The sequence below is a fragment of the Streptomyces sp. 2A115 genome (assembly GCF_052245575.1).
Classification (GTDB): Bacteria; Actinomycetota; Actinomycetes; order Streptomycetales; family Streptomycetaceae; genus Streptomyces.
Map to the genome: position 1 here is coordinate 1 of NZ_JBQQCG010000118.1, position 14640 is coordinate 14640.

Genomic DNA, 14640 nt, shown 5'->3' on the forward strand with positions numbered 1-14640 from the left:
GGTTGAAAGCGTCCGGCTGTGGCTGGCCGTCGGGCCCGAGGGACCATCCGGGGTCGGCGGCGGGGCCTGCTATGTCGGCTCCGCGGGCGTGCGTGATGGTCCAGTCGGCGGGTGCGACGGTGCGAAGGCCGTCGAGCACCGTCTCCACCGTCTCGCGGGGATGGCCTTCGGGCATCCATGGGACCTGGCCGGTGGCGCCTGCCCAGTCGCCGAGCATGGCTTCCGGGCTGTCGGCGTTGGGGCCGATGACCGCGATCGTCCGCGGTGCGCCCTGGCTCGCGGCGCGGCCGGTTGTGTCCGAGGTCAGCCCGCCTTCGAGGGGCAGGATCCCCTCGTTGCGCAGCAGCACCAGGGAGCGCCGGGCGGTCTCGAGGTTGAGGTCGGCGTGTGCGCGGCAGCCGATCACCTGAGCCTGCCGCTCTGGGTCGGGGGCGCGGGGGTCCTCGAAGAGCCCGAGCTCGAACTTCAGCCGCAGAACCCGCCGTACCGCGTCATCGATCTGTTTCTCGTCGACCAAGCCGCGGGCGACCGCCTCCTGCGCGCCCTCGAAGAACTGCGGCGTGGCCATGATGAGGTCGTTCCCGGAGTTGACGGCGACCGCCGCCGCCTCGGCGTAGTCGGCGCAGGTCCGCTGGTCATAGACCATCCGGCCGACGTTGTCCCAGTCGGTCACCAGCGTCCCGGTGAAGCCCCACTCGCCCTTGAGCACATCGTTGATCAGCCACTGATTCGCGGTGATGGGCACGCCGTCGATCGACTGGTAGCCGAGCATGAAGCCGCGGCAGCCGGCCCGGGCCGCCTGCTCGAACGGGGGCAGGAACCACGAGCGCAGCTTGCGCGGGCTGAGCTCGGCTTCGCTCGCGTCGCGCCCGCCCAGGGTTTCGGAGTAGCCCGCGAAGTGCTTGGCGTATGCCAGCACGGCTGTCGGGTCGCTGAGGCCCTCGCCCTGGTAGCCGCGCACCATTGCCGCGCCGAGTTCGCCGATCAGGAAGGGGTCCTCGCCGAACGTCTCGTTGACCCGACCCCAGCGCAGGTCCCGGGTGATGCACAGCACCGGGGAGAACGTCCCGTGGATTCCGGTCGTCGCGATTTCGGTCGCGGACGCGCGGGCCACCCGGTGGAGCAGAGCAGGGTCCCAGGTGCAGGCCATGGCCAGCTGGGTCGGGAAGATGGTCGCGCCGGGCCAGAACGAGTGGCCGTGGATGGCGTCGTCGGCTGTCAGCAGCGGAATGCCGAGCCGTGTCCGCTGGGCCATTTTCATGGCCTCGGGCATCCGTTCGGGAGTCACATGCAGAACGGACCCGGCCAGCTTGGCCGACAGGATGTCCACCAGGTCCCCGTGTTGTGCGTCGAGCATCAGCAACTGCCCGACCTTCTCCGGCAGGGTCATCCGGGACAGCAAGTCGTCGATTCTCGCTTCCACGGACGCTTCCGGATCCAGGTACACGGCAGAGTGGACCGGCTGTCCCACGGTGTTCTCCAAGAGATGAGTCGTCACAGATCAGAGAGTTGATGGGCGACGCGAGTGCCTCGTCGCGCGCACGCTGCCGCCCTGCGCGGCGGGGCTCGCGTGCCGTCTGTCCGCCGCCCCGGGCGCAACCAGCACGGCATGGGGCGGCGGGGTGGGAGCCGGGGTGTCACTTCAGGCCGGTGGTGGCGATGCCGGCCACGAACTGGCGCTGGAAGAAGAGGAAGACGATCATCACCGGCAGTAGGACGACCATGGCGCCGGCGAGCAGGATGCCGAAGCGGGTGAAGGACTGTCCGCTGCTGGCCAGGGCGAGGCCGACGGGGAGGGTGTACTGGCTCTCGTTCTGTGCCACGACCAGGGGCCACAGGAAGTTGTTCCAGGAGCCGAGGAAGGTGATGATCCCGAGGGTGGCGAGGGCCGGCTTGGTCAGCGGCAGGATGATCTTCGCGAAGATGGCCAGTTCGCGGCAGCCGTCGACGCGGGCGGCGTCGATGAGTTCGTCGGGCAGGGTGGAGATGAACTGCCGCATCAGGAACACCCCGAAGGGGCCGGCCAGGAACGGCAGGATCAGCCCGAGCATGGAGCCGGTCAGCTGCATGTTGGACACCAGCACGTACAGGGGGACGAAGGTGACCAGGCCGGGGATCATGAGCGTCCCCATGACCAGCAGGAAAACGGCGCGCTGTCCGCGGAACTCCAGCTTGGCCAGGGCGTATCCGAGCATCGAGCAGAAGATGAGGTTCCCGGCGGTGACGGCGAGGGCCACGATCACGGAGTTGGCGAACATGCTCGTGAAGTCGAGCGTGCTGAACAGCTCACCGTAGTTGGCGGTCGTGGGCGCCGTGGGGAGCAGGACGGGCGGGACGCTGCGGATGTCGGCCTCGGGTTTGAAGGAGCCGGACAGCATCCACAGGAACGGCGCGATCATCAGGAGCAGGGCGCCCGCGAGCGGCAGATACAGCCAGGGCCGGCCCCAGGTCTGGCGGATGCGGCGACGCTTGAGGACGCGGTCGGTGCCCGGTTGTGCCGTGGGAAGGGTGGAGAGGGTGCTCATGGGTCGTCAGTCCTTGTCTCGCAGCACGCGGAACTGCAGCACGGTCAGCGCCACGATGAGGACGAAGACGACGTAGCTGGCGGCCGACGCCATCTCGTAATTGCCGTTGCCGAACTGCTTGTAGGCGTACAACGTGGCCGACAGGGTGGAGTCCAGCGGTCCGCCGTCGGTCATGACGAACGGTTCGTCGAAGAACTGCAGGTAGCCGATGCCGGTCGTGACGGCGGTGAGCAGCAGGGCGGGACGCAGGAGCGGGAAGGTGACGCGCCAGAACCGCTGCCAGGGCCCGGCGCCGTCGAGTTCGGCCGCCTCCATCAGGGACTGGGGCACGGACTGCAGCCCGGCCAGCATGATGATCATGACGGTGCCCAGGTTGCGCCATATGGCCATCAGGATCATGACGGGCAGGGCGAAGCGGGTGTCCGCCAGCCAGGCCGGGCCGTCGATCCCGAACCAGCCCAGGACGAGGTTCACCAGTCCCGCGCGGGGTTCGAGGAGCGTCTTCCACACCACCGCGACGGCCACGATGCTGGTGATCACCGGGAGGTAGAAGCCGACCCGGAAGACGGCCCGGAAGCGGCGGATGCCCCGGTCGAGGGCGACCGCCGCGGCGAGCCCGGCGGCCAGGGTGAGGGGCAGGGCCACCAGGACGAACACGGCGGTGTTGCGCAGGGCCGTGAAGAACTGATCGTCCTGGAAGAGCCGCACGTAGTTGTCGAAGCCGACGAACGACACGTTCAAAGGGGTGCGCAGGTCGGCGCTCTGCGTGTCGGTCAAACTCATCAGCAGCGACCACACCACCGGCAGCAGCATGAAGGCCGCGAACAGCGCGAGGAAGGGCCCGGCGAGGAGCCAGGCGGCCCGGGCCTGCCTGCCGCGCGCCGGGCTCCGGAACGTGAGGCCTCGGCGATCGGCACTCCGCTCCGGCCCTCCGGTGCTCTGCTTGCCGGTGTCGCCCCGCCCGGGGAGCGTATTCGTGGACATGGATGTCATCCGTCCCTACGAGGGGTGCTCATGGCGGTGGCGCTCAGCGGCCGGTGCCGATGGAAGTGGCCTTGGACTGCAGCGTCTTCTGCACCTCGGCGACGGTGGCCTTGCCGAGCGTCAGCTTCTCCAGTTCGGAGTCGATGGTGTCGGCGATCTGCTGCCAGGTCGTGATGGCGGGCGGCGCCTTGCTGACCTCGAGCTGATCGGCGAACGCCTTCAAGTTCTCGTCCTCGGTCAGCTTCCCCTCCGTCCACGCCTGGGGCGAAGGAGGCAGGCTGCCGGTGGCCTTGGAATAGGTCGCGAGGTTGGCGGGCTCGGTCAGGAACTGGGCGAACTTCCATGCCGCGTCGGGGTTCTTGGCCTCCTTGAACACCGCCAGGTCGCTGCCGCCGGCGAACCCGGCGGGCTGCTTGGTGTACGGCATCGGCATGGTCTTCCACTTGCCGTCCAGCTCCGGGGCGTCCTTGTGGAGGCTGCCGCCGGCCCACGCACCCTCCTGGTAGACGGCGATCAGCCCGTCCCGGAAGCCCTGCACGTTGTCCGACCTGTCGGTCGGCGCCAGGCCCTGCTTGGGGACGCTCGCGTAGTCCTCCAGCGCCTTGGCGACCTCGGGCGAGTCGAAGGTGAACTTCCCGGTCTTGGCGTCGTAGATGTCACCGCCCTGCTGCCAGACCATCGGCACCCAGAAAATCCAGGAGTTGAAGCCCATCACCAGCCCGCTGGCATGGCGCAGCTTGGGGTTCTCCTTGCCGGCGGTGGCCTGGACGGCCTCCAGGTCCTTCAGGTATCCGGCCCGGTCGCCGGCCAGGGCGCCCTTGATACCGGCCTTCTTGGTGATGTCGGTCCGGTAGAAGACCGCTTGGGTGTCGGCGATGAACGGGACGCCGTAGGAGATGCCCTTGTACTTGGTGGTGTCCCACTGGCCGGGGTAGAAGTCCGAGGACTTGATCGACGTCGGGGTGCCCTGGAAGCCGTTCAAGGCGGCCATCTCGGCCATCCAAGTGCTGCCCACCATGGACATGTCCGGCGTGTTGCCGCCGGCTATCGCGGTGGTCAGCTTGTCGTGGGCGCCGTCCCACGGGACCGCGGTGATCTTGACGTCTGCGTCCGGGTTCTCCTGCTCGAACTTCTTGGCCAGTTCCTTCAGGTCTTCGTCGGGGTCACCCATGGACCACATGACCACCGTCCCCTTGGCCTTGCCCGCGCCGATCTTGGCGGGCGCATCGTTGCCGGGACCGGAGTCCTCGCTCCGGCCGCAACCGGTGGCCACGAGGGCTGCCGTGACGGTGACGCACAGGGTCTGGACGGTTCTGACAGCGTGACGGGTATTGATACGCATGATGCGGCTCCTTGCCGTTGAGCGATACAGGCGCGGGGGGGGCTGAGGGTGAGAGCGGGCGGACGCCCGGATGGGCCGGCGCACGGGTGGGGACCGTCTGCGGTGACAGCGGCATCGGCGGTCAGCCGCAGGGCGCGGCTGGAGCTTCCGACGCGGAGTGGGTAGGACCGGGCGGGGTGGGCCAGGCGTGCCGCTCGGTGTCCCGGGTCAAGAACGCGCGAGCGGAAGGGTGCATGTGGGCGGTGCCGCATGAACGCGTGTGCAGCCGCCATGGTTGCGAGGAAGGCGAGGCCGACGTGGGTCGCCGAGATTTCAAGGAGACGGGGGGCGGTGCGTCACCGGCGACGCACCGCCCGGCTGCGAGGTGCCATCGCGTACGCACCGCGATGACGTCGCGTCAGTTCGAGCTCGGCTCTAACGTCGAACCACGGATCACGAGGCTGGTGGGAATGATGCGCGAAGGGGCGGCCTCGGGCGATCTGCGCACGTGGTCGAGCAGCAGACGCGCCGCTGCCTCACCCATTTCCCGCATCGGCTGGCGGATGGTGGTCAAGGCCGGATAGGTGTACGACGCCAGCTCGACGTCATCGAAGCCCACAACGGCAACATCCCGCGGAATCTTGAGGCCGGCCTCGTGCAAGGCCGCGAGCACGCCGGCCGCCGAGGGGTCGTTGTGCCCGAAGACCGCGTCGAACTCCACGCCGTCCGCGAGAGCTTGCGCCACCACGCTCCGGGCGGTCTCGAACAGGAAGTCGCCGCAGATGATGCTGCGCGGGTCGAGCTCGATCCCGGCCTGCGCATAGACGTCGACGAAGCCGCCCAGCCGTTCCCGGGTGCAGCCGTACTCGTCGGGACCGGTCACCACCAGAGGGCGACGGCGGCCGAGGTCCAGCAGGTGGCGCGCCGCCTGCTCACCGCCCTCCCGGTTGGTGGTGGCCACGTAGGGGAATCCCGGCCGCTGGAAGCGGTCGTCTATCAGCACCACCGGCAGTCCGGCTTCGTGCAGTTCCGTGATGGCCGCCAGGGCCCCCTCGGGCTCTATCACCAGCAGGCCGTCGAACGACTTGGCGGCGACCTGCAGGCCCAGCCTGCGCAGTGACTCCTCACCACGGTTCACGGTCAGCATGCGCAGTCCGAAGCCCTCGGCCTCCAGCGTCTCGATGACCGCCTGCACGATGCCGGCCCAGGCCCAGGCCATATCAGGGACCAGCATGCCGATCATCTGTGTCGTGCCGCGTGCCAGCCCCACTGCCCCGGCGCTCGGCACATAGCCGAGCTCCGAGATCGCCTTGCGGACCTTCACGACGGTGTTCTCGTGGATCTCGCCCTTGCCGTTCAGCACCCGCGAGACCGTCGTCTTGCTGACGCCGGCCCGCGTGGCCACGTCGGCGATAGTGACTCCCATGTCACCTCCCCTCCCTTCCTGCAGAGGCGGAAGACTTCCCTCCCGCACCGAAGGTCCGATCGTACAGAGACCCGTGGAACCGGTACCGGGAGCAGTCCCGGAACCGGTTTCGGTACCGGTTCCGGAAGTGAAGCACCGAGAGGCCCTACCGGTCAACACCCCGGAAACAACTCGTTAACGCGGCCGATCTCGATCTCGCACGATGCCGCGGAAGCCTGCCGGCTGCCACCTAAATCACCGCTCTGACCTGCGCGGTTGCCGACTCCAACCCGCCATGGCCGAGCTCGTTGGCGCGGATGCCGACCGCCGACGACGCCCGACGGACCGCAGACCCGTCCCGGAGCAATCGCGCCCGCACCGTTGACGCGCTGGCCGGATTGCCCTTCATAATCGGGCACTCGCTGTCATCGATGACATAAATCATCGTTGCCACCCCAGTCGGCTGCGTGGACGTCGACGCCGCTGGGATGTCACTTTTTGGTCCATCCGCGCCGGGGCCGCAGTCAGTGCTGCGCCGACGAGCCGCGGGACTAGGAGACACCATGAGCTCTGCACGCGTATCCCGGCATGCCCGCATACGGATGATGGCGGCGGTGGCGACCGTCTGCGCACTGTCCGCAGCGCCGCTGGCTCCTTCAGCCGTCGCTGCCGACACCCCGCCGTACACCGAGACCTACAGACCCCAGTTCCACTTCACTCCGGAGAAGAACTGGATGAACGACCCCAACGGCCTCGTGTACTACAAGGGCGAGTACCACCTCTTCTACCAGTACAACCCGAACGGCAACTCCTGGGGCGACATGTCCTGGGGGCATGCGGTGAGCAAGGACCTCGTGCACTGGGAGGAGTTGCCGCTCGCCCTGTCGCACGACGACGAGGAGATGGTGTTCTCCGGCAGCGCGGTCGTCGACTGGAACAACACCACCGGTTTCGGCACGAAGAAGAACCCGCCCATGGTGGCGATCTACACCAGCGCCTACAAGGACGGCGGCAAGCAGGCCCAGTCGCTCGCCTACAGCACCGACCGGGGCCGCACCTGGACCAAGTACCAGGGCAATCCCGTCATCGACATCGGCTCCAACAACTTCCGCGACCCCAAGGTCCAGTGGCACGCATCGACCAAGAGCTGGCTGATGACCGTGTCGCTGTCCGCCGAGCACAAGGTGCGGTTCTACTCGTCCAAGAACCTCAAGAACTGGGACCTGCTCAGCGATTTCGGACCGGCTGGCGCGACGGGCGGCGTGTGGGAATGCCCCGACCTGTTCCCTCTGGCGGTCGACGGCGACAAGAACAACATCAAGTGGGTCCTGGTCGTCAACATCAACCCCGGTGGTATCGCGGGCGGTTCGGCCGCCCAGTACTTCATCGGCGACTTCGACGGCAAGAAGTTCACCGCCGAGGACAAGGGCACCTACACCCCGCCGACCGGCGAGGTCGTGCAGGACTTCGAGAGCGCCGGCTTCGGTGAGTGGACGACGACCGGAGCCTCGTTCGGCCAGGGACCGGCAGCCGGGGCGGTGGACGGGCAGGGGGCCGTCACCGGCTTCAACGGCAAGGGCCTCGCCAACAGCTTCCACGGCGGTGACGGGACCACCGGCACTCTCAGCTCGCCCGAATTCACCGTCGACAGCCCCTACTTGAACTTCAAGGTCGGTGGCGGGCGGCATCCGCACGAGGCCGGAACCGTCATGGACAGGACTCCGCCCGAGGGCACGGTCCTCGCCGACTTCGAAGGCGGAACGTACGGCGGCTGGACGGCGACCGGGGACGCTTTCGGCACCGCACCGGCCACGGGCACCCTCCCCGACCAGGGACAGGTCTCCGGCTTCCTGGGAGACGGGCTGGCCAACACCTTCCTGAACGGCGACGCCAGTACCGGCACCCTCACCTCGTCCGAGTTCACCATCGACAAGAAGCACATCAACTTCCTCATCGGCGGCGGCAACCACCCGACCGACTACGACAACCCGACCGCCGTCGAACTCCTCGTGGACGGCCAAGTGGTGCGCAGCGCCACCGGAAAGGACGCCGAGGCACTCAACTGGGCGTCCTGGGACGTCAGCGATCTCGCCGGCAAGAAGGCGCAGATCAGGATCGTCGACAACAACAGCGGCGGCTGGGGCCACCTCAACGTTGACCACATTGTGCTGTCCGACACCCAGGCCCCGCGCGTCTCCCAGGAGACGTCCGTCAACCTGCTCGTCGACGGCAAGGTCGTCCGCAGCGCGACCGGCGCCGACAGCGAGACCCTGGACTGGGCCTCCTTCGACCTGCGCCCATATGCCGGCAAGAAGGCGCAGATCCAGATCCTCGACATGAACACCGCCGGCTGGGGCCACATCCTGGCCGACCAGTTCACCGAGGCTGACAAGCCCGCCAAGTCCGTCGTACAGCGCGCCGACTGGGCCGACTACGGCAAGGACTACTACGCGGCGGTGTCCTGGGAGAACGCACCGGGCGGCAAGCGGCACATGATCGGCTGGATGAACAACTGGGACTACGGCCAGTCCGTCCCCACCTCCCCCTGGCGCAGCGCGCAGAGCGTGCCGAGGGAGATGGCCCTGCGCACCGTCGACGGCCAAGTCCGGCTGACCAGCAAGCCGGTGGGCAGCCTGGAATCCCTCCGGCAAAAGCGCCCGGCGACCGCGACCGGCGTCACCGTCAAGAGCACCTCCAAGCCCCTGATCGGCCCCACGGCCAAGGGCAAGGCGCTCGACATCGAGGCGACCTTCTCCCTCAAGGACGCCGACCGATTCGGCCTGAAGGTGCGCACCGGCGCGGGCGGCGAGGAGACTGTCATCGGCTACGACACCACGGCCGAGGAGCTGTACGTCGACCGCACCCGCTCCGGCGCCGTCGACTTCAACAGCACCTTCCCCGGCGTCCAGACCGCACCCCTGAAGGCCAAGAACGGCAAGGTCAAGCTGCGTATCCTCGTCGACTGGTCGTCCGTCGAAGTCTTTGGCGGCAACGGCGAGGCCGTGATCACCGACCAGATCTTCCCCGACCCCTCCAGCACCGGCGTCGAGGTCTTCGCCGAGGGCGGCACCGCCACCCTCGACCAGATGCGGGCGTGGCAGCTGAAGTCCATCTGGCGGTGACGAGCCGCAGGTCCGCGCGCCGGTCGGCCAGGAGCGGCTGCCGGCGCGCGGCTGACACTGGGTTGACTCGATGGGAGAGTGCCCTTGGAGAACTGCTCAGAAGTGGGTGGTGATCCCGAAGGTCTGCCGGAGCTGGGCCATGTCGCGACGGTCGTGATCAGCAGGTTCATAGCCCTGGTGGAAGTAGACCTGCTGCTCGGGAGACAGACACGGGACGGTCGCCCCGAGGATCGTGCCAGTGACGAAGCACGAGCCGGGATAGGCGAACGGGCGCTCAGGGTCGGGTGACGCCTGCACGGCGGATCCGTCCTCGGCAAAGATCAGAGGGTGAAGATCGATCTCCCGGTCGTGAGGGTCGGTGACGACGAACCGCACGGGGCGCCAATCGAGGGTCTCGACGAACCCGGCGTCCGCGAGAGCCGCCACGACGGCCGCTTCCTGGTTCCTGCGGTGCATCAGGTCCAGGTCACGGTGCTGGCGGGTTTGCTCGCCGACCAGGGCGTCGATGCCCCAGCCACCGCCGATCCAGATGTCGACGTCCGCGTTCCGCAGCACGGCGAGGATGGACAACACATCGTCGGCCTTCATCACCTCACGCACGCTAGCGGTGATCACGTGGGCGGGCGAGTGGATTTGCAGTCGATCTCCCCGCGCTCCAGCTCCGCGTCGCCGCCGGTGTTCAACGCTCGTCACGAATGCGTGGCCAGCGGATCGAGGAACGTCAGGACCGAGGCGTCCTCCTCGATCAGCGGAGTGAGGGCGACGTTGAACGGACCGCCGTACGGGGCATCCAGGTGCGTCTGGAAGGCGTCCTCGTCCCGGTAGACCTCGAAGATCCAGTAGGCGCGCGGGGCGGCCGCCTTGGTGTAGACGTCGAAGGCCAGGTTGCCTTCCTCTTCGCGCACTTTCAGGGCGTAGTCCCGGATCAGACGGGCGACCTCGTCCTCCGCTCCCTCTCGGGCGGTGAACTCGGCGAGCAGGGTTTTCGTCATGGTTTCGGGTCCTTGTCAGTGGGTGGAGTCGAGGTGCCGGACGACGGTCTTTTCCATCGCGAACCTTGCCAACTGGCTCTCCCATGGCGGGTTGGGGCCGGCAACCGAGCAGGTCAGGGCCGCGACCTGCGTGGCGATCAGGCAGGCTGCCTCGACATCGCCGAGACGCAGGTCCGTCAGCCTGCCGCCGAGGAGTCCGCGGGTGCCGAGGTGGTGCAGCAGTCCGGCGGTGAACGAGTCCCCCGCACCGACTGTGTCGACGACCTGCGTCGCCACTGCGGGGACCTGCACCCGTTCCCCGTCGAGTGAGGCCAGGGCGCCATCGGCACCGCGCGTGATCAGGACGAGCCGCGCACCCGCTTCATGCCAGGTGTCGCACGCCTGCTCGGGCGGCGTCCCGGGCAGCAGGAGTTCCAGGTCGTCCTCGCTCAGCCGCAGCACATCCGCGAGGCCGCACCAGTGCGCCAGCCGGGCGCGGTAGACCTCGGGGTGCACCAGGAGCGGGCGGACGTTGGGGTCGATGCTGATGGTGGCCCGGGAGGCGGCCGCTGCCAGGAAGTCCTCCACCACCGCCGCCCCGGGTTCCTTGACCAGGGCCAGCGATCCGGTGTGTACGCAAGCGGTGTCGGCCAGGTCCACCCCGGCCAGTTCCGCGCTCGTCCACTGCCAGTCGGCGGTGGCCTGCGCGTGGAAGGAGAACGTGGCCTGGCCCTGGGTGTCCAGCTCGGCCACGGCCAGCGTGCTGGGCTCGGCGGCCTCGACGGCGTGCGACAGGTCCACCCCGGATGCCTCCAGGTGGGCCCGGAAGAGGCGGCCGAACACGTCGCCGGACAGGCGCGCGAGGAAACGGGCCGGAGTTCCCAGCCGGGCCAGGGCCACCGCGGTGTTGGCGGGTCCGCCGCCCGGCAGCACCCGCAGGGCGAGTTCGTTCCGGGTACTTGCGGGTTCGGTGAACGCGTCGGCGACGCACTCTCCCAGGACGGTGATCTGACGCGGGGTCATGGGCTGCTCCTTTCTTGGAACGCGCCGGCAAAACGGGCACGTGGCGGGCAGTCGCTGGATGGCTTCGGGCGGGAGACGGCTGCGGGCGTTGCCGATTTGTGACGGGCGCAAGGCATTGACGTTGCCTGGAGGCGGAGTCCATCATCCTGGCCAAGCAGTGTCAACGATGACATAAGTCAACGATGACACCTCGGGACGGCATGCCCCGATGCCGGCCGCTCGCCCGCAATCCCGCAGGAGTCGTTCATGTCACGCATCTCTCGTCTGCCCTCCTCCTTGCTCAGAGCCGCCGCCTGCACGGGTGTCGCAGCCCTCGCCCTGACCGCCTGTGGATCCGGATCCGAATCGGGCAGCGCGAGCGCCGGATCGGGCAGCGTCAAGGTCGGCCTGATCACCAAGACCGACACCAACCCGTTCTTCGTGAAGATGAAGGAGGGCGCTGAGAAGGCCGCCAAGGAGAACGGTGTCGAACTGTCCACCGCGGCGGGCAAGTTCGACGGGGACAACGCCGGTCAGGTCACCGCCATCGAGAACATGGTCGCCGCCGGGGTGAAGGGCATCCTGATCACGCCCAGCGACTCCAAGGCGATCGTGCCGGCGCTCGAGAAGGCCAAGGCCAAGGGTGTTCTGGTCATCGCCCTGGACACCCCGACCGAGCCGGAAAGCGCGGTCGACGCCCTCTTCGCCACCGACAACGTCAAGGCGGGTGAGCTGATCGGCGAGTACGCCAAGGCCGTCATGAAGGGCAAGTCGGCGAAGATAGCCACCCTCGACCTCGCGCCGGGCGTCTCTGTCGGCGTCCAGCGGCACAGCGGCTTCCTGAAGGGCTTCGGCGCCACCGACAAGGACGTCGTCTGCGCCCAGGACACCGGCGGCGACCAGGCCAAGGGCCAGACCGCGATGGAGAACTGCCTCCAGAAGGCGCCCGACATCAACGTCGTCTACACCATCAACGAGCCGGCCGCCCTGGGCGCGTACACAGCGCTGAAGGCCAAGGGCCGGGAGAAGGACGTGCTGATCGTCTCCGTCGACGGCGGCTGCACCGGCACTCAGGCCGTCAAGGACGGCAAGATCGCCGCGACCTCGCAGCAGTACCCGCTGAAGATGGCCGCCGAGGGCGTCAAGGCCGTCGTGACGTACGCCAAGGACGGCAAGAAGGCGTCCGGTTACACCGACACGGGCGTCACCCTGATCTCCGACAAGGCGCAGGACGGTGTCACGTCCAAGGACACCGCCTTCGGCCTGGAGAACTGCTGGGGCTGAGCCGCCGACCCCAGCTGCCGCCGTAGCCGCCGTAGTAGCTGCCGCCGTTCGAAACCCCTCAGCGGGGCGGCCGGCCCCTCCTCCCCGACCGGGGACGGCCGCCCCTCGTCCTCTTGCCGTCCGACAAGGACCGACAAGGACTTGAGTCTTCCGACAAGGACCTCGCATGACTGCCACGTCCACGCCGCCCTCCACGTCCACGCCGTACGCCGAGCTCAAAGCACCGACCACCGTCCGTAGACTGCTCACGCAACCGACCACCGGCCCGCTGGTCGCCCTTTTCCTGGCCTGTGTCTTCTTCTCCGTCTCGACCGACCAGTTCCTCACCGGCGGGAACTTCTCGCTGATCGTGCAGCAGGTCATGGTCGTCGGCACCCTCGCCATCGGCCAGACGCTGATCATCCTCACCGCGGGCATCGACCTGTCTTGCGGCGCGGTGATGGCGTTCGGCAGCATCGTGATCGCCAAGATGGCCGCCGAGGGCTCCCTGCCCCCGCTCGCCGCCATCGCCCTGGGCCTGGTCGTCTGCGGCGGCTTCGGGCTACTCAACGGGGCGTTGGTGCAGAAGATCCCACTGCCGCCGTTCATCGTCACCCTCGGCATGCTCAACGTGGCGTTCGCGCTGACCCACATCTACTCCGAGGAGCAGACGGTCACCAACCTGCCGGGACCGCTGACGGCGCTCGGGCAGACCTTCCCGCTCGGCGGCACCGACATCACCTACGGCTCCCTGGTCACCATCGCCCTGTTCCTCCTCCTCGCCTACGCCTTGAGCAACACTGGCTGGGGCCGGCACGTCTACGCACTGGGCAACAGCCCGGAAGCGGCACGGCTGAACGGCATCCGCACCTCCCGACTGACCATCGGCGTCTACACCGCGGCCGGCGTCCTCTACGGCATCGCCGCCCTGCTGCTCATCTCCCGCACGGGAGTCGGCGACCCCCAGGCGGGACAGACCGACAACCTCGACAGCATCACCGCCGTGGTCCTCGGCGGCACGAGCCTCTTCGGCGGACGCGGTTCGGTCCTGGGCACCTTCATCGGCGTCCTCATCGTCGGCGTCTTCCGCAACGGCCTGCAGCTGATGGGCGTCGCCTCCATCTACCAGACCCTGATCACCGGCGTCCTGGTGATCCTCGCGGTGACCATCGACCAGCTCTCCCGGAAGAAGGCCCGATGACCGCCACCTCCTCCCCCACCCCAGTGCTGCAGGCCCGCGGTCTGGTCAAGCGCTACGGCCAGGTCATCGCCATCGACGGCGCCGACTTCGACCTGCTGCCCGGCGAGGTCCTCGCCGTCATCGGCGACAACGGAGCCGGCAAGACCAGCCTCATCAAGGCCCTCACCGGCGCCGTGGTTCCCGACGCGGGCGAGATAAGGCTCAACGGAAAACCGATCCAGTTCTCCGGGCCGCAAAGTGCCCGTGCCCACGGCATCGAGACGGTCTATCAGGACCTTGCCGTGGCAGCTTCCATGGACATCGCGTCCAACATGTTCCTCGGCCGCGAACTGCGCCGCCCCGGCATCCTCGGCAGCGTCTTCCGCATGCTCGACAAGAAGCGCATGCGCCAGGAAGCCGCCGAGCACATGGCCGACCTGAAGATCGGCCTGCGCTCGCTGACGCAGTCGGTCGAGACCCTCTCCGGCGGACAGCGGCAGGCCGTCGCCGTCGCCCGTTCCGTCGCCTGGGCCCGCAGCGTCGTCGTCATGGACGAACCCACCGCCGCTCTCGGCGTCAAGGAGTCCGGTCAGGTCCTGGACCTCATCCGCCGCGTCCGGGACAAGGGCATGCCGGTCGTCCTGATCAGCCACAACATGCCGCACGTCTTCGAGATCGCCGACCGGATCCACGTCCACCGGCTGGGCCGGCGCGCCGCGGTGATCAAGCCGTCCGACTATTCCATGGCGGAGGTCGTCGCCATCATGACCGGCGCGCTCACCGTCGATGAGGCCGGAGCTACTGTCGTAGCAGATTCGGAGGCCGCGAAGGCCGCCGGAGTCCAGGCCACCTGACAGCACAACCCCG

Annotated in this window: 12 protein-coding genes; 4 read left to right on the forward strand and 8 right to left on the reverse strand. The window is 68.1% G+C overall.

The annotated features are described in order from the left end of the window. The 5 genes from ACTWQR_RS50910 to ACTWQR_RS50930 form a co-directional block, all read right to left on the reverse strand. On the reverse strand, nt 1-1471 hold a 1471-nt coding region (locus tag ACTWQR_RS50910), incomplete at its 3' end, for a glycoside hydrolase family 3 protein (protein WP_443234191.1). Nucleotides 1472-1637: 166 nt separating this feature from the next. Further along, the gene (locus ACTWQR_RS50915; protein ID WP_443234166.1) at nt 1638-2525 is read right to left on the reverse strand and encodes a carbohydrate ABC transporter permease; all 888 of its coding nucleotides are present in this window, start codon (nt 2523-2525) and stop codon (nt 1638-1640) included. Nucleotides 2526-2531: 6 nt separating this feature from the next. Then, complete coding sequence (locus tag ACTWQR_RS50920) at nt 2532-3518, reverse strand: carbohydrate ABC transporter permease (RefSeq protein ID WP_443234167.1); 987 nt, start codon at nt 3516-3518, stop codon at nt 2532-2534. Nucleotides 3519-3552: 34 nt separating this feature from the next. Then, on the reverse strand, nt 3553-4851 hold the full coding sequence (locus ACTWQR_RS50925) for an extracellular solute-binding protein (RefSeq protein ID WP_443234168.1): 1299 nt from the start codon (nt 4849-4851) through the stop codon (nt 3553-3555). 397 nt (nt 4852-5248) lie between these two features. After that, nucleotides 5249-6256 carry a LacI family DNA-binding transcriptional regulator gene (locus ACTWQR_RS50930; protein WP_443234169.1) on the reverse strand — a complete coding sequence of 336 codons (1008 nt, stop codon included), beginning with the start codon at nt 6254-6256 and terminating at the stop codon, nt 5249-5251. Nucleotides 6257-6798: 542 nt separating this feature from the next. Here ACTWQR_RS50930 and ACTWQR_RS50935 point away from each other — a divergent pair. Beyond that, nucleotides 6799-9357, forward strand: a complete 2559-nt coding sequence (locus ACTWQR_RS50935; protein WP_443234170.1) for a GH32 C-terminal domain-containing protein — start codon at nt 6799-6801, stop codon at nt 9355-9357. Nucleotides 9358-9453: 96 nt separating this feature from the next. Here ACTWQR_RS50935 and ACTWQR_RS50940 read toward each other — a convergent pair whose 3' ends face one another. The 3 genes from ACTWQR_RS50940 to ACTWQR_RS50950 all read right to left on the reverse strand — a co-directional run bounded on the left by ACTWQR_RS50940 (nt 9454) and on the right by ACTWQR_RS50950 (nt 11351). Continuing rightward, the gene (locus ACTWQR_RS50940) at nt 9454-9945 is read right to left on the reverse strand and encodes a nucleotidyltransferase domain-containing protein (protein ID WP_443234192.1); all 492 of its coding nucleotides are present in this window, start codon (nt 9943-9945) and stop codon (nt 9454-9456) included. Between the two features lie 101 nt (nt 9946-10046). Next, the gene (locus ACTWQR_RS50945) at nt 10047-10349 is read right to left on the reverse strand and encodes a putative quinol monooxygenase (protein ID WP_443234171.1); all 303 of its coding nucleotides are present in this window, start codon (nt 10347-10349) and stop codon (nt 10047-10049) included. Nucleotides 10350-10364: 15 nt separating this feature from the next. Then, nucleotides 10365-11351 carry a carbohydrate kinase family protein gene (locus tag ACTWQR_RS50950; RefSeq protein ID WP_443234172.1) on the reverse strand — a complete coding sequence of 329 codons (987 nt, stop codon included), beginning with the start codon at nt 11349-11351 and terminating at the stop codon, nt 10365-10367. 246 nt (nt 11352-11597) lie between these two features. Here ACTWQR_RS50950 and ACTWQR_RS50955 point away from each other — a divergent pair, with 246 nt between their 5' ends. The 3 genes from ACTWQR_RS50955 (at nt 11598) to ACTWQR_RS50965 (ending at nt 14627) form a co-directional block, all read left to right on the forward strand. Further along, nucleotides 11598-12614 (forward strand): sugar ABC transporter substrate-binding protein, encoded by a 1017-nt coding sequence (locus tag ACTWQR_RS50955; RefSeq protein ID WP_443234173.1) that lies wholly within the window; start codon nt 11598-11600, stop codon nt 12612-12614. A 166-nt stretch (nt 12615-12780) separates the two neighbouring features. Then, the gene (locus ACTWQR_RS50960) at nt 12781-13794 is read left to right on the forward strand and encodes an ABC transporter permease (RefSeq protein WP_443234174.1); all 1014 of its coding nucleotides are present in this window, start codon (nt 12781-12783) and stop codon (nt 13792-13794) included. Then, complete coding sequence (locus ACTWQR_RS50965; protein ID WP_443234175.1) at nt 13791-14627, forward strand: ATP-binding cassette domain-containing protein; 837 nt, start codon at nt 13791-13793, stop codon at nt 14625-14627. The genes ACTWQR_RS50960 and ACTWQR_RS50965 overlap by 4 nt, the downstream gene beginning before the upstream one ends. Nucleotides 14628-14640 lie beyond the last annotated feature (13 nt).

Coding starts and splice junctions, on each gene's coding strand:
- ACTWQR_RS50950 (WP_443234172.1), bottom strand. CDS start 11,351: ATGACCCCGCGTCAGATCACCGTCCTGGGAGAGTGCGTCGCCGACGCG.
- ACTWQR_RS50945 (WP_443234171.1), bottom strand. CDS start 10,349: ATGACGAAAACCCTGCTCGCCGAGTTCACCGCCCGAGAGGGAGCGGAG.
- ACTWQR_RS50915 (WP_443234166.1), bottom strand. CDS start 2,525: ATGAGCACCCTCTCCACCCTTCCCACGGCACAACCGGGCACCGACCGC.
- ACTWQR_RS50925 (WP_443234168.1), bottom strand. CDS start 4,851: ATGCGTATCAATACCCGTCACGCTGTCAGAACCGTCCAGACCCTGTGC.
- ACTWQR_RS50935 (WP_443234170.1), top strand. CDS start 6,799: ATGAGCTCTGCACGCGTATCCCGGCATGCCCGCATACGGATGATGGCG.
- ACTWQR_RS50955 (WP_443234173.1), top strand. CDS start 11,598: ATGTCACGCATCTCTCGTCTGCCCTCCTCCTTGCTCAGAGCCGCCGCC.
- ACTWQR_RS50920 (WP_443234167.1), bottom strand. CDS start 3,518: ATGACATCCATGTCCACGAATACGCTCCCCGGGCGGGGCGACACCGGC.
- ACTWQR_RS50960 (WP_443234174.1), top strand. CDS start 12,781: ATGACTGCCACGTCCACGCCGCCCTCCACGTCCACGCCGTACGCCGAG.
- ACTWQR_RS50930 (WP_443234169.1), bottom strand. CDS start 6,256: ATGGGAGTCACTATCGCCGACGTGGCCACGCGGGCCGGCGTCAGCAAG.
- ACTWQR_RS50965 (WP_443234175.1), top strand. CDS start 13,791: ATGACCGCCACCTCCTCCCCCACCCCAGTGCTGCAGGCCCGCGGTCTG.
- ACTWQR_RS50940 (WP_443234192.1), bottom strand. CDS start 9,945: ATGAAGGCCGACGATGTGTTGTCCATCCTCGCCGTGCTGCGGAACGCG.